Origin of the sequence: Nostoc sp. CCY 9925, from assembly GCF_963920935.1 — a bacterium.
Classification (GTDB): Bacteria; Cyanobacteriota; Cyanobacteriia; order Cyanobacteriales; family Nostocaceae; genus Nostoc.
In genome coordinates this window covers 42892-67175 of record NZ_CAWUDO010000008.1, presented here as the reverse complement: position 1 = coordinate 67175, position 24284 = coordinate 42892, and the positions used below count along the sequence as shown (strand labels likewise).

Annotated in this window: 16 protein-coding genes; 8 read left to right on the top strand and 8 right to left on the bottom strand. The window is 43.7% G+C overall.

Going from position 1 to position 24284, the window contains the following annotated elements:
* Positions 1-19: 19 nt before the first annotated feature.
* Positions 20-1093, bottom strand: coding sequence for a gluconate 2-dehydrogenase subunit 3 family protein (locus tag ACM0OY_RS06665; RefSeq protein ID WP_414568074.1), 1074 nt, complete (start codon positions 1091-1093; stop codon positions 20-22).
* 218 nt (positions 1094-1311) lie between these two features.
* Between ACM0OY_RS06665 and ACM0OY_RS06660 the strand changes: the two genes are divergently transcribed.
* Positions 1312-1482 (top strand): hypothetical protein, encoded by a 171-nt coding sequence (locus tag ACM0OY_RS06660; protein ID WP_414568073.1) that lies wholly within the window; start codon positions 1312-1314, stop codon positions 1480-1482.
* A gap of 55 nt (positions 1483-1537) precedes the next feature.
* Here the strand turns inward: ACM0OY_RS06660 and ACM0OY_RS06655 are convergent, their stop codons facing one another.
* The 5 genes from ACM0OY_RS06655 to lepA all read right to left on the bottom strand — a co-directional run bounded on the left by ACM0OY_RS06655 (position 1538) and on the right by lepA (position 11155).
* Complete coding sequence (locus ACM0OY_RS06655) at positions 1538-2521, bottom strand: quinone oxidoreductase family protein (protein WP_414568072.1); 984 nt, start codon at positions 2519-2521, stop codon at positions 1538-1540.
* 286 nt (positions 2522-2807) lie between these two features.
* Entirely contained in the window at positions 2808-4670 is a 1863-nt protein-coding gene (locus ACM0OY_RS06650) for an alpha-amylase family glycosyl hydrolase (RefSeq protein WP_414568071.1), read from the bottom strand.
* A 272-nt stretch (positions 4671-4942) separates the two neighbouring features.
* Positions 4943-6130: a glycosyltransferase family 4 protein gene (locus ACM0OY_RS06645; protein WP_414568070.1), complete on the bottom strand. Its 1188-nt coding sequence runs from the start codon at positions 6128-6130 to the stop codon at positions 4943-4945.
* Positions 6131-6425: 295 nt separating this feature from the next.
* The gene (locus ACM0OY_RS06640; RefSeq protein ID WP_414568069.1) at positions 6426-9089 is read right to left on the bottom strand and encodes a PAS domain S-box protein; all 2664 of its coding nucleotides are present in this window, start codon (positions 9087-9089) and stop codon (positions 6426-6428) included.
* 254 nt (positions 9090-9343) lie between these two features.
* Positions 9344-11155 carry a translation elongation factor 4 gene (lepA, locus tag ACM0OY_RS06635; protein WP_414568068.1) on the bottom strand — a complete coding sequence of 604 codons (1812 nt, stop codon included), beginning with the start codon at positions 11153-11155 and terminating at the stop codon, positions 9344-9346.
* A 583-nt stretch (positions 11156-11738) separates the two neighbouring features.
* On the opposite strand from lepA, the gene ACM0OY_RS06630 reads away from it, so the two are divergent.
* The 4 genes from ACM0OY_RS06630 (at position 11739) to ACM0OY_RS06615 (ending at position 16894) form a co-directional block, all read left to right on the top strand.
* A complete protein-coding gene (locus tag ACM0OY_RS06630) occupies positions 11739-11975 on the top strand; it encodes a hypothetical protein (RefSeq protein WP_414568067.1) in 237 nt (78 codons plus the stop codon).
* 173 nt (positions 11976-12148) lie between these two features.
* Complete coding sequence (locus ACM0OY_RS06625) at positions 12149-13912, top strand: ATP-binding protein (protein ID WP_414568066.1); 1764 nt, start codon at positions 12149-12151, stop codon at positions 13910-13912.
* Positions 13913-14271: 359 nt separating this feature from the next.
* Positions 14272-14502, top strand: a complete 231-nt coding sequence (locus ACM0OY_RS06620; RefSeq protein WP_414568065.1) for a NifU family protein — start codon at positions 14272-14274, stop codon at positions 14500-14502.
* Between the two features lie 157 nt (positions 14503-14659).
* Positions 14660-16894 carry a glycoside hydrolase gene (locus ACM0OY_RS06615; protein WP_414568064.1) on the top strand — a complete coding sequence of 745 codons (2235 nt, stop codon included), beginning with the start codon at positions 14660-14662 and terminating at the stop codon, positions 16892-16894.
* Between the two features lie 394 nt (positions 16895-17288).
* Here the strand turns inward: ACM0OY_RS06615 and ACM0OY_RS06610 are convergent, their stop codons facing one another.
* Both ACM0OY_RS06610 and rimI read right to left on the bottom strand, forming a co-directional pair.
* A complete protein-coding gene (locus ACM0OY_RS06610) occupies positions 17289-19757 on the bottom strand; it encodes an ATP-dependent Clp protease ATP-binding subunit (protein ID WP_414568063.1) in 2469 nt (822 codons plus the stop codon).
* Positions 19758-20248: 491 nt separating this feature from the next.
* A complete protein-coding gene (gene rimI / locus ACM0OY_RS06605) occupies positions 20249-20812 on the bottom strand; it encodes a ribosomal protein S18-alanine N-acetyltransferase (RefSeq protein ID WP_414568062.1) in 564 nt (187 codons plus the stop codon).
* Between the two features lie 92 nt (positions 20813-20904).
* Here rimI and lysA point away from each other — a divergent pair, with 92 nt between their 5' ends.
* The 3 genes from lysA to ACM0OY_RS06590 all read left to right on the top strand — a co-directional run bounded on the left by lysA (position 20905) and on the right by ACM0OY_RS06590 (position 24270).
* Positions 20905-22314 carry a diaminopimelate decarboxylase gene (lysA, locus tag ACM0OY_RS06600; RefSeq protein ID WP_414568061.1) on the top strand — a complete coding sequence of 470 codons (1410 nt, stop codon included), beginning with the start codon at positions 20905-20907 and terminating at the stop codon, positions 22312-22314.
* Between the two features lie 286 nt (positions 22315-22600).
* On the top strand, positions 22601-23524 hold the full coding sequence (cdaA, locus tag ACM0OY_RS06595) for a diadenylate cyclase CdaA (RefSeq protein WP_414568060.1): 924 nt from the start codon (positions 22601-22603) through the stop codon (positions 23522-23524).
* Positions 23521-24270, top strand: a complete 750-nt coding sequence (locus ACM0OY_RS06590; protein WP_414568059.1) for an isoprenyl transferase — start codon at positions 23521-23523, stop codon at positions 24268-24270. The genes cdaA and ACM0OY_RS06590 overlap by 4 nt, the downstream gene beginning before the upstream one ends.
* The last annotated feature ends 14 nt before the right edge of the window (positions 24271-24284 follow it).

Here is a 24284-nt window from a genome sequence, read left to right as displayed (position 1 = left end):
CTTCTCCTGCGGAAATTTATTAGCCCCGATAATCACTGTTAAGTCCAAGGGGTGCTTCTATCGCCCTACGCCAATCAAATAGAGTTTTGCCGGTGCTATCTGTATATCTTTCTGATAGATAAGCCCAGCCTGTTCCTCCGACATTGCCACCATATTTGGGATGGGAAAAGGCACCTGTAAATGTGTGGCGACGTAGTAATTGGAGGAAGAAACGGGGTTCTTGGTATTCCTGTATGTTCCAACCATTAACTTGGTTATTGGCCATTTCGTTATACAAGTCGATGTATAACTCTTTAGAGACTTCTCTTGGCTCAATGTAAGGATTACGCTGTCTCAAGATCCGGTTAATTTGACCCAAGCAAATTTTGTAATCAATTAAATGATGGTTCTCTTCCCTGGCCAAAATATTGTCAATAAAATTTGCTGCTCCTACAGATTCATCTAGACGATAAGCATAGGCATATTGCACTTGTTTATCTTGTTTGCCCAGAAAATTGTAGTAACGGTTCAAAAAATTTTCCCCTTCCTCGGTCCGGAAAGGCAAAATATGATCTACTAATCGAGCTACAATGTCAAATTCCCAATCTTCAAAGCTCAATGGTTCAGTACATAATTGAGTGAAAAACCTTGACCAAAATTTACCATTATCTTGCTGGGCAAGTTGGGGATTTATGGGGTCTACAATTGCCTGTCCATCAACAATAAATTTATAGGTGTGAATTTGTGCTTTTGGAAGCACAACTGATAGAGCATAATATCCTGTAGGTTCGCCGAGAAAGTTAACTGGCTTCAGGGGAATTGGCTCAAAAAGATTGGCAAAAGTTCCAATTACAGCAACATCTTTTGGTGACGTTGTTCCTTGTTGCTGATATACGAAAGTTACAACATTGGAGGAATAACTTTTCGCAAAATCTTTGCCATCACTGTAACTATCAATAATTGGAAATCGCCAAGGTTCAGCAATACGAGAACGTGGATCATCGTCATTCAATTGCCCAAAGTTATGACGAGCATCTTTATTATCTCTGGCAAGAAATTTAGTGCAGTGGTTAAGTACGTATTGGTCGTCTGTTTGTAAGATTTCAACAGCCATTAATTTTTCTCCTGGTAGATACGTATAGCAGGGAATAGGGAATCTGACTTTTCACGGTATCTGGAAAACCCCGCTTCCATTCCTCTCCCCTGCAAGGAGAGAGGCTTTGATTTCTCCCCCTTCCCTAGTAGGGAAGGGGGCTGGGGGGTTAGGTTTTGCGTTAGCTTTTCCACATGACGTGAAAAGTCAGAATAGGGAATAGGCAACAGGCAACAGAATTGAAAGTTTCTTGGCGTCAGGATTTGACGATCGCTTTATGTCCTAAACTATGCTTCAACTGCTATATCGACCAAATTAAGTCACAAAAAATCGCAGCAATTAGCTTCTGGAATCAATCCCAGTTTGCTTTGCTGGAGTATACAAAAAAGTGGTGTTTATGGAAACAATAATAACTTCAATTTTTCCGGAAAATTTACTACTTATTTCGGAAAAAATCATTAAGTTTTATCCGTGATGCTCTGGAGTAGGCACGAGGATAATTTTACCAAATGCCTGTTTAGCCTCAATTCGCTTGTGGGCTGCACTTGCTTCTTCTAGGGGCAAAACGGAATCAATTACGGGTTGAAATATTCCAGCGGCAAAGTGTTGCAAAATTTGGTCAAAATCTTGGGGTTGAATCACGGCAAATGAACCGTGAATGCTGGCATTTTTCATCAGTAGATCCATGATATTAATTTCTGCTAAATCACCGCTCAGGGTGCCAGCACAAACAATCTGCCCTTTGTTTGCCAACATCCTGATGGAAGATTGCAATGTTGTACGCCCCACTAAATCAAGGATCGGGGTGGCACCTTGGCCGTTGGTTGTTTTGATTACTTGCTCGACTAAATCAGGAGAATGGCGATCGAAGACTAAATCGGCTCCTAATTGATACAATCGCTCTGCCTTGTCTGGATCGCTAATGGCAATTACTTGAGCATTCTGCCAACGAGCAATTTGAATCGCAGAGGTTCCCACTCCACTGGATGCTGCATGGATGACGACTCGCTGACCTTGTTTGAGGGCACCGTTATAAAATAGAGCAATCCAAGCAGTTGTAAAAGCTAAACCAATACTGGCCGCTGCAATGTAACTCAGTCCATCGGGAATGCGGTGTAGTTGGTTGGTTGGTAAGGTGGTGTATTCAGCATAAGCACCATTTCTTTCTCTTCCCAAGGCTTCAAAAGTGGCAACAATGCGATCGCCTATTTGCCAATCTGTCACCCCTGCACCTAATTCCACGATTTCCCCGGCGACATCCATACCCAAAATATGGGGCAAATCTTTTTGAATGAAAAAATCTCCTAAGCGGTGAAAGATATCTGTGTGATTGACTGTAGCAGCATGAACCTTTACTAAAACCTCATTGGCCATCGGTTTTGGGGTAGGAAAGGTTTCGTATCGCAGAACTTCTGCACCCCCTCTTTCATGCATAACGATCGCTTTCATGACTGTATTCCTTTCTTTGAAAATGGAGAGTGGCAAATTCTCAACAAAACTTACACAAAATCATGAAAAAACAAACCGCAAAGGACGCAAAGAAATAAGAGTTTCAGAGAGTTTTTGCGTAAGTTCTGCTGAATTGTGACTCAAAGCGGAGCGTCTTTGGCTCTGCTCCTGAACTCTGACCGAAAATAAAAAGGATACAAGCCCCTAAATTTATTTATGGGTGTCTTTAATTTTGAATTTTGAATTTTGAATTTTGAATTCGGAGCAAAGCGACGTGACTCCTGTTTTATTGAGAGAGAATCAAGACGCTGTAAGGGCCAATGCCAACATTGGCGCGGAAGGGCATACCATCAGGATCGTTGGGATCGCTGCGTTGTGCAAAGGTATCGTAACCAGAATGATTGCCAAAATCGGCGCTGTAGCCATTCCAATCACTATTAAACCTCACCCACCAAGTGCCACCGCGAGGAAAGCCCAAGCTATAGCTATCGTAGGAGCGATCGCCCATATTCACAATCACAATTACATCATCTCCTGCCCCGCCGTTGTCCCAACGATGAAAGGCAATAACTTTGTCGTTATTGTTGACATGATGTACATTCACATGCTGTCCCCGCAAACCTCTGGTGTTGTTATACCAGTTGCGGCGTAAACGAATTAGTGATTGATAAAGATCCCAAATTCCGCTAAATCTATCTTTCTTGCTCCAATCTAATGTTCCAGAATCACTCCAACTTCCCCATTCCAAAAATTCCTGACCTTGAAAAATCATCGGAATTCCAGGAGATGTAAACACGAGAGCCGCTGCTAAGGTAGAGCGTTTGCGGGCAAACCAGCTATCTGCCCTGCCGCGCCAAATGGCTTCTGGCAGCCGGACTTTGCGGTTAATTTGGGCTACTTCATCATGGTTTTCGCTGTAGATGACTCGCTTCCAAGCATCGGTTTCAAATCTTTGCAAAATTGCATCCCGAATGCTGTACATGTTACGTGCACTATCGCTGGGAGCCACCACCGCTTCAAAAATCGAATAGTAAAAAAAACTACCCCACTGAGAATCAAATCCGGCTCCGCCGACTCCTGTGGTACGGTTGATCCATTCGTTATTTTGCAAGTCTTCGGCGATGGTAATCTTCCACGGCGTCTTGCTATCTATTTCATTGTTAATCCATTGCATCAAACTCCAGCCTTCGGGAATATCATTTGCAGGATCGTTGTTTCTACCTTCAATATTACGAATGTTGACTGTGGAATCAAACCGCAAACCGTCTATTTGATATTCTTCTAGCCACATCAGAGCGTTATCGCGAATATATTGACGGACTTCACCCCGGCCATAGTCTGGGCGAGGGCCAAAAGCAGTTTGCACGCGTCTGTCATTGTAGAAATAGATTCCATCTCCGTTATTTTGATTCCAACCATCAAACCGCCTTAGAGAATAATCTAGTTCTTCAGAACCAAAATGGTTGTAAACTACATCGAGAATCACAGCTATGCCAAATTCGTGGGCTTTTTTGACAAAGTTTTTAAACTCACGAGGCTCACCATAATTACTTTCTATATCGAAGGGGAAAGCAGGGTTATAGCCTAAAGAGTATTCGCCTGGAAAACCAAAAATCGGCATCAGTTGAATAGCATTGATGCCTAAATCTTTTAAGATGCCTAGTTTCTCGATAATTGAACTGAAATCTCCAGGCTTGTTTTGGGTTCGATTAAAAGAAGCTACATGCAGTTCATAAATCACCAATTCATTCCAGGGTGGCATATTGAAGGTATTGCTTCCCCAGTCAAACCGATCTTTGACGATTACACCATCGGCGCCCTGATTATCAAGAACATGTTTGCAATAGGGATCGGTACGCCACCATACGGTATTAGCAGGTATGAAAGGACTTTGAATTACATAGCGGTACTTTTGACCTTCTTGAACTTGGGGAACATCTACAGACCAGTATCCATTATTTTCAGAAGCAAGGGGATTTTTGATTGTAGACCAGTTATTAAAATCTCCAGCCACATAAACTGCTGAAGCAAATGGCGCCCAAACCCGAAAGGTTGTTCCTGTTTCGTAGGGAATAGCTCCCATTCCAGTACGAGTAGAAGCTTTTGCCGGGGTATCTAAAGTAACACTTGGATCGGTTGAAAGCACCATAAATAAAATTTGTCTCCAAGAGATGACTTAATAGTAAGCTGTTACGCTTTGTCATTAGTTATTAGTCATTAGTCATTTGCACATGACCAATGGCTAATTACCAATGACCAAGATAAAATCTGCTCTGCTGAAAAAATTGCAGCAGTGCCTGTTGTCGATTTATCAAAAGTTAATTCTGGATTTATGCAAGTTTCAAGAAAGTTTACAGATATATAAGGACAGCTATATATAGCTGTCCTTAACGTTATATATATAACATCATAATTGATTGATTACCAAGGAATTTGCGATCGCTCTTGCACAACTCGCTGATAAACTTCTTCGGTTTGGCTGGCTAATTTCGGCCAGCTAAAGCGCTTGTCTAAATCTTCATAAGCATTATCCACCAGCCATTGCCGATAATCTGGATTTCTCAACACCTCCAAAATTCCCCAGGCTAAAGAATCAGCGTTATTTACCCAAGTCACAATCCCTGTTTTGGTATGTTGGACTACTTCCGGAAAACCACCTGTATCAGAAACGACTACGGGTACACGAGAAGCAAAGCTTTCTAAAGCCACAATTCCAAAGGGTTCATAAAGACTGGGAAATACGGCACAATCAGCAACAGTTTGAAATTTATCTAAGTATTCATCCGAGAGAAAACCAGTAAAATAGCAATGCTGCCAAATTCCCAAATCCCAGGCTTGGCGTTTGAGATGGTCAGTATTGCCACCACCAACAATAACAAATTTTACTTTACCTCCCATTTCCCAAAGAATTTTGGGTGCAGCATTGAGCAATATAGGTACACCCTTTTCATAGGTCATGCGACCGAGGTAGTAAACGATTTTCTCATCATCGCTGGCAAATTGGCGGCGAAAATCTAAAGCATGGAAATCTTCGTGGTGTCGTTTTTTTTCCGCTCGAATACCGTTAAAAATAACATCGATTTTGTCCCAAGGACTGTGTAGCGCTCGTTCTACTTCCCGTCGCATATAGTCGCTACAAACAATAATCCGCCAAGCATTGTAAGCAAGTATTGTTTCTTTACCATTAATATAACGTTGCGTATCGGTATGAATACCGTTATAACGCCCGTATTCGGTAGCGTGAATTGTGGCAATTAGTGGTATTTTAAAATTATGCTTGAGAGCGATCGCTGCGTCTCCGACTAACCAATCATGAGCATGAATTAAATCAAACGGGCCTTCTTCCAAGATTAACTTACCGCCATGATCTCCCATGCTTTCGTTGAGATTCACCACCCAGTGGAAAAAGTCATTACTATATCCTACTGGCACGCGATGTATGTTTACTCCCTCGACCACCTCATACATCGATGCCTGACCAAACTCCACTGTAATTAAATGAACTTCATGCCCTAACTTGACCAGTTCCGGGTACAGCTCAGCTACATGACGCGCAATTCCTCCAACTATCCTGGGTGGAAACTCCCAACTCAGTACCAGTATCTTCATCTGCTAGATTCCCCGAGACTTTACAAATATCTAAAAAACTAGATTTATCTAAAAATACAAGTCTGCCAATTTTATTGAGTGCATTTACTCATATTTTTAGATTTTTTAACAGTTATTTTGTTAAAGCTTATCAAAGGATATGAACTATGGGGTATGGGGCATAGGGCATGGGGCATGGGGCATTGGGGATGAGGGAGCAGGGGAAGCAGGGGAAGCAGAGGGGATGGGGGAGTGGGGGGGAAAGATTTCTTCCCCATCCTCCCACACCTCCCATGCCCTATGCCCAATGCCCACACTAAATAAGTGAACAGCAAACAGCACGAACTCGATCGCGTCCTTGTTGTTTAGCTGTATAAAGTGCTTTGTCGGCTTCATTAATCAAGTCTTGCGGCGACATCTCGCCATTTGGCACAGTACTGACAACGCCGACACTGACGGTTACATAGTCACACACGCTAGATTGAGCATGGGGAATCGCTAAGTTGCGTACTGCTTGTCGAATTGCTTGAGCTAGATGAATTGCGCCTTTAATCTCTGTATTCGGCAAAATTACAGCAAATTCTTCTCCGCCATAACGGGCTACTAAATCTGCTGGACGCTTAACAATACTTAGGAGCGCACTGGCAATTCGCTGTAAACAATTATCTCCTGCTAAATGACCGTAGGTGTCATTGTAGGGTTTAAAAAAATCAACATCGAACAAAATTAACGACAGCGGCATCTTCTCCCGTTTGAGTCGATGCCATTCAGTTTCGAGATACTCATCAAATCGGCGGCGATTGGCTATTTGAGTCAAGCCATCTAAGGTAGCTAATCTTTGTAATTCTTCGTTGGCGGCTTGTAGCCGCTGGTAAAGTACTGATTGATGAATACCGATCGCTACTTGAGAAGCTAATTGCTGCAACAAATTAACTTCAAATGGCTGCCAATTACGAGGTGTGGCACATTGGTAAGTAATTAGCAAACCCCACAAATGCTCGCCATTCAAAATCGGCACTACCATCGCAGCCTTCACCTGATAAAGTTGCAATAACTCAAAAACATCGGTGCAAAAATCAGACTGCTGAATATCATCTAAAATTGTGGGTAATCCCTGATAATAATGGCTAAAATTTTCTTGAATGCAAAATGGCAGAATTGTCTGTCTTAATTGCTGAGGATAACCATCAGCCACGGATGCCGCTGCAAAACAACCACTGCCATCAGCTGCTAACTGGTAAATAGCTACACAATCTGAACGCAAACACTCCCGAATACTATTGACCGTTGTATTTAAAACCTCTTCTAAATTTAGCGATCGCCGAATCTGTTGAGTCACTTCACTAATTAGCCTCTCCCCTGTCGCTTGTTGTCGTAGCATAGCTTCAGCTTGTTTGCGAGTGCTAATATCTTCTACTGAGCCAAGAATCTGCGTGGGAGTGCCGTTAGCATCTCTAGCAAATACGACTTCTCGTGTATTCAGCCAACGCCACTCGCCATTTTTGTGGCGGAATCGGTATTCGGTGGACAGAACTTCATTGTCCCTGAGATTGGCGAAGCGACTTGGTAAGTCATAGCAGAGGTGTTGGTCGTCTGGATGAAAGCAATTCATGAACCATTGCGGATCTGCTTGACAAATTTCCTCTGGAGAATAGCCTAAAACTGTAACACTTTGCTGGTTAAGATAAATGCTTGTTCCTTGTAACAGGTCAAATAAATATAAAATATGCGGTACAGTATTAGCAACTTTTTGTAAAAAGTCTTGACTTGAGCGCAATGCTTCTTCAGCTTTGTGGCGTTCGCGCAGGGCGGCTTGCCATTCACTAATATCTCGTCCCTCTGAAATTATTACTGTTACACGCCCTGTTTCATCAACTATGGGGCGTAGTGAAAAATCAATAGTGATAACTCGATCTTCTCGACCCCAAATATCAACTTCATAGCGAATAAATTCACCATTGGCTGCGGCGGCGATCGCATTTTTTAATTGTGCTTGTGTATCCGGAGAAATTGTCCACCATTTTGCTTCCCAAAATAGTTTACCGACGACTTCTTCTCGTGTAATTCCCGCAAAATCCAGTGCTGTTTGATTGGCTTCTAAGACAATTCCATTCGCTTGAAGCAATCCCATAAACTGAATAGTTTGATTGAAGATCGCACGGAATTTTTGTTCATTTTGACTTAAGGCTTGTTCTGCGTATTTGCGATCGGTAATATCTCGTCCCACCGATTGCAGCTCTACAAGATTACCTTCGTCATCAAATATACCTCGAACATTCCACTGTGCCCAACGCACTTCTTGGCAAGCTAAAACCCGATTTTCAAAACTGACAACGGGATTTTCTAAGCTGATGGAATTGACTAGATTAAACACATATTCTCGGTCTTCTTTAAACACAATGGGTTCGTAGTGTTGGGCGATAAATTCTTCTCGTTTGAGTCCAAAAAATCGACAAAAAGCTTCGTTAACGAAACTAACAGTGCCATCAGGTAAGCCTCGAGCAATCAGTTCGGTTTGGTCTTCGAGAATGGCACGATAACGAGCTTCGCTTTCTTGTAGTGCTGCTTCTACCTGTTTGCGTTCGCTGATATCAAACACTAAACCCTGAAGTACCTGAGTTTGTCCATCTACACAGAGAATGAGATTAGCTTGGTTGCGTACCCAAATAATTCTGCCATCGTGCCTAATCATCCGATACTCAATGTTCAAGGGTTCTCCGGTAGAGATTGTAGTATTTACAGCTTGCCAAAAGCGATCGCGATCGTCTGGATGAGTGCTCCCTAACCAACTATTAAAGAAAACATGATTCCAATCTTCGGGGGCAATGCCTAATAATTGTTGCAGTTGCGGACTAATATAAGCAACTTTCGCAGTAGTATTAATCGGTGAAATATAGACAACACCCGGAATTTGTTCTATTAGGGTGCGATACTTTTGTTCTGCTTCAGAGACTTTTTCTTCCGCCTGCTTGCGATTCATAATGTTTTGAATTTCTACAATAAAGTATAAATTGCCAATGTTAGAAATCCTGCATTAGCAGCACATTCTTTGAACCACTGAGCTAACATCAAGTTAGTCTCCAGCTAGTAGGGTTTCTCTGCTAAAAACTCTAAGTTCTAAAAACAAAATCTGCCAACAACAAGCTGAAACATTTACAGTTTAGCCTGCTGTTGGCAGAGATTTAAGATGTAGCTGCAAGCAGCTAATCATCTTTGAAGATTAAGCAAATTGAATTAGCTTTGATCTAACCGCAGTACTGCCATAAAAGCTTCCTGGGGTACATCTACTGTACCTACGGATTTCATTCGCTTTTTACCTTTTGCCTGCTTTTGTAAAAGTTTCTTCTTACGGCTGATATCACCACCGTAACATTTTGCTAGCACATCTTTCCGCAAAGCAGGAATGTGTTCGCTGGCAATCACTTTACTGCCAATAGAGGCTTGAATTGGCACTTTAAATTGATGGCGGGGAATCAATTCTTTGAGTTTTTCTGCCATCGATCGCCCGACGTTGTAAGCTTTATCTCGATGGACAATCATCGCCAAAGAATCCACAGGATCGCCGTTGATCATAATATCTAGCTTCACCAGCGGATTTTCCCGGTAGCCGATGAGGTGATATTCCATACTGGCATAACCGCGCGATCGCGATTTCATTTGGTCAAAAAAGTCGGTGACAACTTCTGCCAAGGGTAACTCATACGTAAGTGTGGTTCGTCCTTGGGTAAGATATTTCATATCTTTGAAAATCCCACGTCTGTTTTGTGATAACTCCATCAACGTACCGACGTAGGTTTCCGGCGTAATCATTTCTACTTTGACGTAGGGTTCTTCAATTCTTTCGCGTTCGTTGGGAGAAGGTAAACGACTAGGATTATCGATGTACAGTTCCTCACCTTTGATGGTTATGACTTTATAAACCACTGAGGGTGCTGTAATGATTAAATCTAGGTTATATTCTCGCTCTAGACGTTCTTGGACAATTTCCATGTGTAGCAACCCCAAGAAGCCGCAACGAAAACCAAACCCCATGGCACTAGAAGTTTCTGGTTCGTAATGCAGCGCTGCGTCGTTGAGTTCCAACTTTTCTAAGGCTTCTCGCAAGTCTTCAAATTGGTCAGCATCAATGGGGAACATACCGCAAAAAACCATCGGGTTGGCTTCTGCGTAGCCAGGTAAGGGTGTCTCTGCTTTGGCTTTACTCAGGGTAATTGTGTCTCCTACCCGTGCATCAGCTACAGCTTTAATTGCCGCTCCCAAATAGCCTACTTCCCCGGCGTGGAGTTCATCAACTTGCTTTTGGGTGGGAGAAAGAACACCCAACTCATCAATTTCAAATTCTTTACCGGATGCCATTAAATGGATGCGATCGCCTTTTTTCAATGTGCCATCCATCACCCGGAAATATACAATTACTCCTCGATAGCTGTCGTAATAACTATCAAAAATTAACGCCCTTAAGCGTTCATTTATCGTATTGGGTGGTGGCGGTATCCGCTCGACAACTGCTTCTAAAATCTCATCAATACCAATTCCTTCTTTAGCAGAAGCGAGAATCGCACCACTACAATCTAGACCGATAATTTCTTCAATTTCGCCAATTACGCGTTCTGGTTCAGCCCCTGGCAAATCAATTTTATTCAGAACTGGGATAATTTCCAGGTTATTTTCTAACGCTAAATATACATTTGCCAAAGTTTGCGCCTCCACACCTTGGGACGCATCTACAACCAATAACGCTCCTTCACAAGCAACAAGAGAACGGGAGACTTCATAGGAGAAATCCACATGTCCTGGAGTATCAATTAAGTTCAGGACATATTGCTGACCATCCTTGGCTGTGTAATTCATCCGGGCAGCTTGCAGCTTAATGGTAATGCCGCGCTCCCGTTCCAAATCCATATTGTCGAGAAACTGTTCCTTCATCTGTCGGTCTTCAACAGTGCCAGTGGCTTGTAGCAAGCGATCGGCGAGGGTTGATTTCCCGTGGTCAATGTGAGCAATAATACAGAAATTGCGAATGCGAACTGCGGGAACGTCAGTCATATACTATCTTTGCCTTAGCAGCAACCAAAGTTAAAAGACCAATTTACTTAATGTATTTTAATGCTTTCTTAGCCAAGACGCTCTTGGTTTTAGTAGGCATGGGGCATAGGAAGAGGACAAGGGGAAAGGGAAAGGGGTAAGGGGAAAAGGGGAAAGATTAAATTTATTCCTTTTCCCTTTTCCCTTTAACCTTTTCCCCTACCCAATAGTCCCCTCTTCACCCCATCTTTAACTTTGCATATAAATAGGTGGACATTTAAGAATATTATGAAAGTCTATTTGTCGGTGCTAGTATTCATCAGCTGGAAGCGTACAATAAATGTAAATAAGTACATGTAGGGATCGTGGGCAATTGCCACCCGTAATTGTCCGGAGTCACTGATTCATCGGCAAAACTTCTAGAAAGCTCTTGTCTAGTCAGTTATATGAAAAATGCGACCTAAAATTTAAAGCTGTTACTTTGGTGCTATTTCGGGGAACTATGTAACTGTACCCTTGAAGACTCTTAAGTGAATTAGCCCAAATTATGAATATAACTACTTTACAAAGCTTTAAACAAAACCAATTCAGAGTATATAAACCTATGAATATGCAACACAAACCTACCGACGCGGAAAACACACGAGCCGATAAGGTAGAAATTGCCGTCCGCTTAGACTCAGAATTACTAGAGCAAATTCAACATCTCACTAACGATCCAAGCAAAGTGATTGAGGTGGCAATTCGCCAGTGGTTGCGCGGCGAAATACTAAGAGATGATGAACTGACTCGCACGCCTGTGCGTACTCCTGTTCCTCCTCGGGGTGAGTGGAACGATTGACATCATCAATTAGCTGTCAATACTACTTAACAAAAGTAAAGTTTGCCAACTTAAATTTGAAAACACCAAGAAATACCCAATCAAAAATGGAAAAGCTGTAAAAATTTATGCCAAAATTTGAACAGCTTTGGTAAAATCCCGGTCGGATACCCTTTGTCTATCCAACTCAATTAATGACTATTACTGCCAATTCCCAATTGCCGAATATTTTTTCTCAAAATCTGGAATCTATTACCAGTAAAACTGATGGCTCATTGCCAACTCTGGGAGCCGAGTTGGTGTACACGCAAGATGGGGCAGGGCGCTATCTGACCTTTTGTTGGCAGCACAGCGAACTCCTGGGGTTAAAGACCGAAAAAATAGTTGATGAACTCAACCAGGCTCAAATCTTTGCTCCCGTGGATAAGGTTGCCTATTTGGAACGATTACACCGAATTTTGACAAGTTTGGTGCCAGAAAGGTTTCAGTGCTGGTTTAGCTATCATCAGGAATTATTTGAGTTGGACTTAGTAATCAGTCCGATTATGCCAAGTTTGGGAACGCCTGCCACTACAGTTTTAGTGATGGGACGGTTAGTGCAAGCTACACTCAACAAAAAACAAATGGGTGGGGGAGCAAAAACCTCCGCACAAATAGAGTCGGCTTTACGTTCGCAACAACATCAAAAACTGGTAAATCGGATTACGAGAAATATTCGGCGGACATTGGATTTAGACATTATTTGGCAGCAAACAGTTGACAGCTTGGGAAAAGCACTCCGGCTAGAACGCTGCATTATTTGTCCTTATCAGTCTTGTAGTACAAAAGTAGAAGTTAAGGCTGAGTATCACCAGCCAGAACTTACCTCACTGATTGGCTCAGAAATAGATATAGCTTCTGAACCGGCCTTTACTCAGGCATTAACAACCTTAGAACCAGTTGTCATGAACGTGTCTGGATACACTGATTCCAGGCAGCATAAAACTTTGGTAGTTGCGACTTGCTATCAAGACCAAGCCAATGGATTGGTTGTTTTGAGTTGGCAAGATGAATGCTACACGTTAACAGAATCGGAACTAGAATTAGCAAAAGAAGCAGCGGATCAATTAGGAACAGCGATCGCTCATGCTACTTTATATAAAGAATTAGAAGCAGCGCGTCAAAAAGCTGAAGACGCCTCCCGCCTCAAAAGCGAGTTTCTCGCCAATGTATCCCACGAAATTCGCACCCCCCTCAACGGGATGATTGGCTTTTTAAAGCTGATTTTGGAAGGTATGGCAGATGACCCAGAAGAACAAAATCAGTTTTTAGAAGAAGCTCATCACTTATCAATACATCTGCTAAATATCATCAACGATATTTTAGACATTGCTAAAATTGAAGCTGGCAAAATGGAACTAGCTTACGCTCCAGTCAAGCTAGGTGAACTCTTCACTGATGTAGAAAATTTCATGCGTCCTCAAGCAGAGATGAAAAACCTCAGCTTCCAGATGCAAATGCCAGCCACCTCCGATGAAATCATCGTTCAAAGTAATTACCAACGGTTGCTACAAGTGATGCTGAATTTGGTGAACAATGCCATCAAATTTACTCATGAAGGCGGCATCACCGTCAGCGCCGATTTAGTACTCAAAAAGGCAAAGCCGCAGTTTCAAGGACAGCAATTTCCGGGTATGGTGAGAGTGCGTGTAGCAGACACTGGAATTGGTGTTTCCTTGGACAAACAAGATAAACTGTTTCAATTATTTTCTCAGGTGGATGGCTCCCGTACTCGGCAATATGGCGGCACAGGTTTAGGACTGGCAATTTCCCAGAAGCTAGTGGAAGCAATGGGTGGTGAAGTACATTTCTACAGTCTCGGCGAAGGACTCGGTTCCACAGTTACATTCACCGTGCCACTATATCAACAACCGGTGATAGTTTCATCTAATGATAGCGGTTCTACAAAAAGTGCCTAGTGTTGAGTGTTAAGTTAGGGATGGGCATTGGAAGAGGCTCCAGGGGCAGAGGGGAGAATTCCTAACTTCTCACTCTTGTACAGACAAGGGTTAATCGCGTCTCCTAACTCAGCACTCCCAATCCACACACTCGCCTTTACCAGTCATTAAAAATTGACAACTGACAATCTAGTGGCAATTAGATTTAGGATCTATTTAAGAAAGCTGGAAAATAAAATTTTGGATAATGGGTAATGAGTGACGACGCTTAACGTACATAGAGTGGGGAGCCAAGGAAAAGTTGCTACAAATCTTTCTCGTCTGCCCCTGTGCCCCCTGCCTCTTCCAATGCCCATCCCTAACTGAGTAGGTCTAAAACTATGGAACTAACAACTGACAACGTTGAAACAGTCTTAGATGAAATGCGCCCTTATCTCATCTCTGATGGCGGCAATGTGGAACTTGTAGAACTCGATGGCCCGATTGTCAAACTGCGGTTGCAAGGCGCTTGTGGTTCTTGCCCAAGTTCTACAATGACTTTGAGAATGGGTATTGAACGCCGCCTGCGGGAAATGATTCCCGAAATTGAAGAAGTTGAACAAGTCATTTAGGGACTGGGGACTGGGGGCTGGTGACTGGGTACTAGGAATAATTAACGATCGGTATTGAATGAGGAACAATGCATTTATTCATTCATAATTTATCATTAATACCTAGTTCCCAATCCCCAATCCCCAATCCCTAATCCCCAATTCCTAATCACTCCTTATGTCCCATCCCCTCTACGTCGCTTTTATCTGGCATCAACATCAGCCGCTGTACAAATCTCCTGGCAGCGGCGTTTCGCTATCTTCTAGCCAACAGTACCGCTTACCTTGGGTACGTTTGCATGGCACTAAAGATTATTTGGATTTGATATTAATCCTAGAACGGTATCCTAAGTTACACCAAACGGTGAATTTAGTACCATCGTTGATATTGCAACTAGAAGATTATATTGCTGGCACTGCTTTTGACCCTTACCTCACGGCTAGCTTGACACCAGATGAACAACTCAGCCAGCAACAGCGGGAATTTATTATTCAACACTTTTTTGATGCCAATCACCACACCCTAATCGATCCTCATCCGCGCTATGCCGAGTTGTATCACCAAAGGCAGGAAAAAGGAGCAAGTTGGTGTTTGGCAAATTGGGAATTGTCAGATTATGGTGATTTGCTGGCTTGGCACAATTTGGCTTGGATCGATCCGCTGTTTTGGGATGACCCGCAAATTGCCACTTGGTTAAAGCAGGGTCGAAATTTTACTTTAAGCGATCGCCAGCGCATTTATTCCAAACAGCGAGAAATCCTCAGTCGGATTATCCCCCAACATCGGAAAATGCAGGAGACGGGACAGTTAGAAATTACTACCACGCCCTACACTCACCCGATTTTACCTTTGCTAGCTGATACTAATTCTGGTCGGGTAGCTGTGCCAAATATGACATTACCTGAGCAGCGTTTTAAGTGGGCAGAAGATATCCCGCGTCACTTGAAGAAAGCTTGGGACTTTTATAAAGAGCGCTTTGGACAGAAGCCGCGTGGTTTGTGGCCTTCAGAACAGTCAGTCAGCCCAGAGATACTTCCATATATTATTGACCAAGGATTTAAGTGGATATGCTCAGATGAAGCTGTTTTGGGATGGACGCTGAAACACTTTTTCCATCGGGATGGGGCAGGGAATGTAGAACAACCAGAACTTCTGTACCGACCGTATCGCCTGCAAACCGCAGAGGGTGACTTGTCAATTGTGTTTCGCGACCACAGATTATCAGATTTGATTGGTTTTACCTATAGCGCCATGCCAGCAAAACAGGCAGCTGCGGACTTAGTAGGACATTTGCAAGCGATCGCGAAAATGCAAAGAGACAGCCAAAGTCAACAACCTTGGCTAGTCACCATCGCTTTAGATGGCGAGAATTGTTGGGAATATTACCCCCAAGATGGCAAACCCTTCCTAGAAGCTTTGTATCAATCTTTCAGCAACGAACCCCACCTCAAACTCGTCACTGTCTCTGAATTTATCGAACAATTTCCACCCACAGCCACCATCCCTGGAGGACAACTACATAGCGGTTCTTGGGTGGATGGCAGTTTCACCACCTGGATCGGCGATCCTGCTAAAAATCGTGCTTGGGATTACCTCACACAAGCCAGGAATATGTTGGCGAGTCATCCAGAAGCAACAGAAGAAAATAACCCAGAAGCTTGGGAAGCCTTGTATGCTGCCGAAGGTTCCGATTGGTTCTGGTGGTTTGGTGCAGGACACTCTTCAAATCAAGATGCCGTCTTTGATCAGTTGTTTCGAGAACATCTGCTTGGCATTTACAAAGCCTTAAATGAACCTGCACCGCCCTATCTCAAACAACCAGTGGAGGTTCACCAAGCACAGGCAGACCATCGCCCACAAAGTTTTATTCATCCAGTCATTGATGGCAAAGGTGATGAACAAGATTGGGACAAAGCTGGACGCATAGAAATTGGCGGGGCGCGGGGAACAATGCACAATAGCAGCCTCGTCCAGCGACTTTGGTATGGGGTGGATCACCTCAATTTCTATTTGCGAGTGGATTTTAAAAGTGGTGTTGTACCGGGGCGGGATTTGCCAACAGAGTTGAGTTTGCTGTGGTACTATCCAGATAAAACAATGGTCAATAGCCCAGTTCCCTTGGCAGATGTCCCAGATGCAGCGCCAATGAATTACCATTTTCACCATCTTCTGGAAATTAATTTACTGACGCAATCGATTTATTTTCGGGAAGCTGGAGACAATTATCAATGGCATCCCCGCACTAGTCGCGCCCAAGCAGCTTTAAATACTTGTTTAGAGTTGGCAGTACCGTGGGCAGATTTGCAAGTTCCGCCAGATTATCCCGTGCGCCTGATTTTGGTACTTGCAGATGAAGGGCGTTTTTGCAACTACTTCCCAGAAAATGCTTTGATTCCCATTGAGGTGCCCTAATTCTGGCAACAAACGCGACAATTTAAAAACTGTAGCGGTTGTTAATTGAATGCGCTACAGTTTTTTTTGTGGAATGAACGTCTCTCAATCCCAAATGGTATATGGCATCTGGATTTTACAGTTTGTATCTGTTGCTTGATTTTAGTGAATTGGTATAACATGAGGTTCTTGAATGTACCCAATGATGACATTAACCAGGGTGACACCAACCGGTTTGACGCCACTAGCAGTAATACCAATTCTCTAAAATTTCGCAGCAGATTATTAAAGTCTAAATTTACAGACAGAAAATTGATCCAACCTCAGATATTTTCACACAAAAAAACGGTAGAGCAATAAACACTCTACCGTTTTCTAATTTTCTATTTGAGATTAAAATCCCAAATTTTCAATCTTACTCAACGCCTTGGGGTAACAATTCCCGACGCTCTTGAGCGCTCACTTGAACAGTACCATTCTCATCAACATCAACTAAGGCTATATCGCCATCCTTGATGCGACCTGAGAGAATTTCTTCTGCTAGGCTATCTTCTAACAAGCGCATAATCGCTCGGCGTAATGGTCTTGCGCCGTAGCTGGGACTGTAACCTTCTTGAATCAAACGATCCTTAAAGCGATCGCTGACTTCTAAGGTGATACCTTTTTCTGTTAGACGACCAAATACTTCCTTGAGCATAATTTCGGCGATTTGTGTCACCTCTGGCTTGCTCAACTGACGGAAGACGATAATTTCATCGAGTCGGTTGAGGAACTCTGGACGGAAGTACTGTTTCAATTCTTCGTTCACCAAAGAGCGAATTCGGTTGTAAGCTGATTCGGTAACATCTTCGGAGAACTCAAAGCCAATACCGCTGCCGCCTTTTTCAATTACCTTAGAACCAATATTGGAAGTTAAAATCAGCAAGGTGTTCTTGAAGTCCACCGTGCGACCTTTGGCGTCAGTTAACCGACCGTCTTCCAAAATTTGCAGCAACATGTTGAATACATCGGGGTGTGCTTTTTCGATTTCGTCGAACAGCACCACGGTGTAAGGACGCCGCCGCACGGCTTCGGTTAGTTGACCACCTTCGTTATAACCAACATAACCTGGAGGTGAACCGATCAGCTTGCTGACGGTGTGACGCTCCATGTATTCGGACATATCTAAGCGGATCATGGCTTCTTCAGAACCGAAGAAGTAAGCAGCTAAAGATTTCGCTAATTCGGTTTTACCTACACCAGTAGGCCCAGAGAAGACAAAACTAGCGATGGGTCGATTGGGATTCTTCAAACCGACACGAGCGCGACGAATAGCACGTGAAACTGCTTTCACAGCCTCGTCTTGACCAATTAAACGCTGGTGCAAGGTGTCTTCCATGTGCAGCAGCTTTTCAGATTCCGATTCGGTGAGTTTGTTCACCGGTACCCCAGTCCAGGAAGCGACAATATGGGCAATGTCTTCTTCTGTGACTACGGGTTCTTCGTGTTCGGAGCCAGTTGCAGTGGTCTTGCTTTGAGCGATCGCCCGGATTTCGGCTTTGATTTCCATCTCCCGATCGCGCAGTTCTCCGGCTTTATCGAAGTCCTGGGAGCGTACTGCATCATCTTTTTCTTTTAAGATTTGACGCAGTTCTTTGTCTAACTCCTTGGCTGCGGGTGGAAGCTGGGAATTAATCAAGCGCACCCGAGAACCAGCTTCATCCACCAAGTCGATGGCTTTATCTGGGAGGTAGCGATCGCTAATATAACGGTCTGACAATTTCGCTGCTGCTACCAATGCTTCGTCGGAGATTTTCAGCTTGTGGTGTTGCTCGTAGCGATCGCGCAGACCATATAAAATTTCAATTGTTTCATCTACACTGGGTTCGCCTACCATTACTGGTTGGAAACGGCGCTCTAGGGCTGCATCCCGTTCGATGTGTTTACGATATTCATCTAGGGTTGTTGCGCCGATGCACTGCAACTCACCTCTGGCCAAAGCTGGCTTGAGGATATTTGCTGCGTCGATGGCACCTTCCGCCGCACCTGCACCAATTAGGGTGTGAACTTCATCAATTACCAGGATGACATTACCCGCAGAACGGATTTCATCCATGATTTTTTTCAAGCGTTCTTCAAATTCACCCCGATACTTAGTACCTGCTACCAGCAAACCGATATCCAGTGTGACTACGCGTTTATCTTCCAGGATGTCAGGGACATCTTTGTTGGCAATGCGTGAAGCCAAACCTTCAGCGATGGCGGTTTTACCAACACCTGGTTCCCCAATCAGGACTGGGTTATTTTTTGTCCGGCGACCCAATATCTGAATCACCCGCTCAATTTCTTTGGCGCGTCCTACTACAGGATCGAGTTTGTTGTCTGTGGCCATTTGGGTCAGGTTCGAGCCAAATTCATCCAGAGTCGGGGTTTTTGTGCGACCTGATGAACCGCCTGGTGAAACCTCAGCAGTTTCTCCCAACATGCGGATGACTTGGGTTCTTACCTTAGATAGATCCACACCGAGGTTTTCTAGCACCCTGGCTGCTACACCTTCCCCTTCGCGGATTAGGCCCAACAGCAGATGCTCGGTGCCAATGTAGTTATGCCCCAGTTGGCGTGCTTCTTCCAAGGAGAGTTCTAGAACTCGCTTTGCCCGTGGCGTAAACGGAATTTCCACGGCCACAAAGCCCGATCCCCGGCCTATAATTTTTTCAACTTCAATCCGAGCATCTTTGAGATTGACGCCCATTGATTTCAGCACCTTCGCGGCCACACCGGTGCCTTCACCAATCAGACCCAAGAGGATCTGCTCAGTGCCGACAAAATTGTGGCCTAAACGGCGGGCCTCTTCTTGGGCCAGCATGATTACCTTAATGGCTTTTTCTGTGAAGCGTTCAAACATGGCTTTATCCCATCACCTGCGTCGTGCCGGTACGCTGATTTTAGCACAGGCTAAGCTTTTGGACGCCTGTATAACAGATTATAGACATCCAAAGCTTCTGATGTAGGTTAATGCGGAAATTACTACCTTGTGACTACTTTCATCTGGCTAGTGTACTGAGGAGCTTTAGCTCACCAGCCTTTTTGGGATTTATGACAGATAGTTAATTATTGATTTTAAGAGTTTATTACTTTATCCCAAACATTTATTGTTAACATATTTCTTCTTTCATGTCAAAATACAAAAATTAACATATATTAAACTTATTGAAAAATTTTTTCATATCAAATATTTAAATAAGATTAGATACAGTAAAATTCCAGTTTTTTGCTGAAGCATTTGTCATATACCATGCCCCATACTTGGGCTTACCTCGACTTCTCTGCCAGACGCACTCGCGTTCGCTACTTCGGCTACGGTCAGCACAAGTCACGTCGCTCAGTACAAGTGCCCTATGCCCCATTCCCTTTAAAAACCAACTGCCAAGAAGATTTGCTCAGGCCATCGCTAACAATAGAATGCCAATGGTCTAAAGTTGTTTGAAATTTGGGGTGTTGGAGGTCTGAAAGCCAGAGAACGAGTGCATCTTCCCCGTTATCTTGGTAGTAACGCCGACGCCGCCCTGCTGTTTTGAAGCCAAATTTTTGATATAAAGATATAGCTCCTAAGTTGGAAGCTCGTACTTCGAGGGTGGCTCGCTCCAAACCGCGATCGCAAGCTGTTTTGATGAGTGAATATAGTAAAGCCTGTCCTAAACCTTGGCGCTGATATTGGGGATGAACTGCCAAAATTGTAATGTGAGCTTCCTCTAAAATTGACCAAAAGCAACCCATTCCCAGCAGTCTGGAACTAGAGACAGGGGAAAACAAACCCAGCAAATCGCTGTTGGGACTGTCCAACTCTCGTTGGTAACCCTCCATTGTCCACAGACCACCAAAACAATCTCGATCTAGTTGCAGCAATGCACTTAGATGCTCTTTGTTGAGTAATTGAATTTCTAAATCTAATAAGATCACATTTATTGAATAAGATTGCAAACCCTTTGTAAACTGGGAAACGGGAGACTTACTCACCCCCTATTTTGAACAAGGACAATTAATTTATAGTTATGGTATCGACTCACCCCACTGGGGTTCAACATTCTGGAAGTCAATATTTACCTCAAAGGCGCAGCAGCAAAGCAAATTCCTCGCCTAATCAGGAACTTTTACCCTTAACAGCCAGAGTTCATAATCATGACTTCTTGGAAATTGGTGGGTGTGATGTCACAACCCTAGTTAAGCAGTTTGGTTCACCTTTGTATATTTTAGATGAAGAAACCCTGCGTTTGGCTTGTCAGCAATACCGGGATGCTTTTAAGCAATACTACAAAGGGGAATCTCAAGTATTGTATGCCTCAAAAGCTTGGAATTGTTTAGCAGTTTGCGCGATCGCTGCATCTGTTGGTTTAGGAATCGATGTTGCATCAGGCGGTGAACTGTACACTGCGCTGCAAGCAGGCGTCAATCCTGAGAAAATTTATCTTCATAGCAACAATAAATCTCGTGAAGAATTGATTTTTGCCACAGAAGTCGGTTGCACTATTGTGGTGGATAACTGGCACGAGCTACGCACTTTGGTAGAAATTGTTGAGACGGCAAATTCCCCTAACCTACAGCCTCGATTTTTGTTGCGTCTAACTCCGGGTATTGAATGTCACACACATGAATATATCCGCACCGGGCAACTAGATAGTAAATTTGGCTTCGATCCAAATGAGCTAGAGGAATTATTTACTTTTGTCAGCAAACAATCTCTCCTTAACTGCGTGGGCTTACATGCTCATATTGGCTCCCAAATTTTTGAACGCCAACCGCATCGAGATTTAGCTGCTCTCATGGTGCAGTGGTTCCGTGATGCGAGAAAGTATGGTTTAAATTTGACAGAGTTAAATGTCGGTGGTGGTTTAGGGATTAAGTATATAGAATCAGACGATCCCCCTAGCATTGAAGAGTGGGTGAAGCCGATTTGTGAGGTAATTCAAGAAGCTTGTGCAGCCGAAAATTTGCCTTTGCCAAAATTACTTTGCGAACCAGGGCGATCGCTAATTGCCACAGCTTGCGTTACAGCCTACACTATTGGTTCATCCAAAGTTATCCCAGAAATTCGCACCTACGTAGCAATTGATGGAGGAATGTCTGACAATCCCCGTCCAATTACTTACGAATCAGTTTATCGGGCAGTGGTTGGCAATAAAATGTCCTCTCCACTAACCGAAACCGTCACAATTGCTGGTAAACATTGTGAATCTGGAGATATTCTGATTAAAAATGCCCTACTCCCAAAGACAGAACCGGGAGATATTCTCGTAGTTATGGGAACTGGTGCGTACAATTACAGTATGGCATCTAACTACAACCGCTTGCCGCGATCGGCAGCAGTGGTAGTAGCGAATGGGGAAGCAAATTTAATTTTGCAACGTGAAACTTATCAAGACTTAATTCGACAAGATCGCCTACCGGAAAGACTGAAAATTTAGTCATTTGTCTGCGAAGTGCTGATGTCTTTGACAAGCCGCCCTTCGGGCGTTTTGGTCAGAAGCTTCGGCTCAGACTTCTCTGTTCATCGTTGGTCATTAGCCAGGAAGTAACCCTGTGTATTTTGAAACCTAACAAAAAACTACAGTTTTCAAAGTAGACGCGGCTTAATGACTAATGACTAAGCGCAAAGTCTGAGCAAAGGTTTCCGACCATCAGAACTTTGTAAGAGAAGACTAATAACTAATGACTAACTGTAATTAGCGGCAAAAGTGTAATCCAGATGTCATGAGAGATTGGTGGAAGCAATGGCTGATAAACCTGGGATGGTCACAGTCCTTGCTGCTTGGGACTCTGGATATTGTATTAGTGCTGGCGCTGACCTACATGATACTAGTTATTATTAGTGAGCGTCGGACACTATGGATGGTGCGAGGATTCATTGTTTTGATGTTAGCCTCAGCACTAAGTGGTAGATTCGGCCTACCTCTGCTAAATTTTGTTCTGGAAAAATTGGTGATTGGTTGTGCTGTGGCGATGGCAGTTGCTCTCCAGTCAGAGTTTCGGCGGTTTTTAGAGCAATTGGGGCGCGGCGAATTTCGTCAGCTATTCCAACCCGATCGCTTGGCAATCCCCAAATCTGATAGTGTAATTGATGAAATTGTTGAAGCTGTTAAAGAATTGTCAAAAAACCGCATTGGAGCTTTACTAATTTTGGAAACCACAGGCCCAATTGATGAGCGGGATTTTTCTGTGCCAGGAGTAAAGCTAAACGCGGAAGTTTCTAAAGAACTGATCCAGACAATTTTTCAGCCGAAAACTTTGTTACACGATGGAGCGACATTGATCCGTGGTTCGCGGATTGTGGCATCGGGTATAATTTTACCACTTTCGGGACGCACAGCCTCGCGCCAGCTGGGAACACGCCACCGGGCGGCAATGGGAATTACTGAGCGGGTCGAAAATTGCATTTGTGTCGTTGTATCAGAAGAAACGGGTTCTATTTCCTTAGCGGAGCGGGGAACCCTAAATAGACCACTGACAATTCGCAAGCTCAAAGAGTCGTTAGAGGCTCTATTGTCTCCAACTGTAGATCGGGAAGCTGTTGCTCCTGGCCTTTTGAGCTTGGCTCGTCAGATAGGTGGAAAGGCACTAGCATTGGTTTCACGTTTACTCGGATTACCATCGACCGCTTCTCGAGATAAAAAATGACAGTACAACAAACTCAACTCCAAGATTTGCCCACGGACTTGAAACCAGAGCTATTACCCCAGCACGTTGCAGTGATTATGGATGGCAATGGTCGGTGGGCTAAACGTCAAGGTCTACCACGCATTATGGGTCATAAGCGAGGAGTCGATGCTCTCAAGGATTTGCTTCGTTGCTGCAAGGATTGGGGAATCCAGGCACTAACGGCTTATGCTTTTTCCACCGAGAACTGGAAAAGGCCCCAGGAAGAAGTAGATTTTTTGATGACTCTTTTCCAAAAAGTTTTACGTCAAGAATTGCGGGAAATGGTTGACGAGAACGTGCAAATCAAGTTTGTGGGAAATTTACAGGCCTTGCCACGATCGCTCCAACAAGAAATTTCTCGTTCGATGGAAGAAACCAAAAACAACCGCGCCATCCGATTTTCAATAGCAACTAATTATGGTGGACGCCAAGAAATTTTACAAGCTTGTCGGGCGATCGCCAAACAAGTCCAGCAAGGTCTACTACAACCTGATGAAATTGACGAACACGTATTTGAAAGCCACTTGTACACAGCAGGAATTACTGACCCAGATTTGTTAATCCGCACAAGTGGAGAAATGCGCCTTTCTAATTTCCTTCTCTGGCAAATGGCTTACGGAGAAATTTACATCACCGATGCCTTGTGGCCAGATTTTGACCGCGCTGAATTTCACCGCGCCTTGTGTGCCTACCAGCAACGGGAGCGGCGGTTTGGGAAAGTTTAAACAAGGGGCATTGG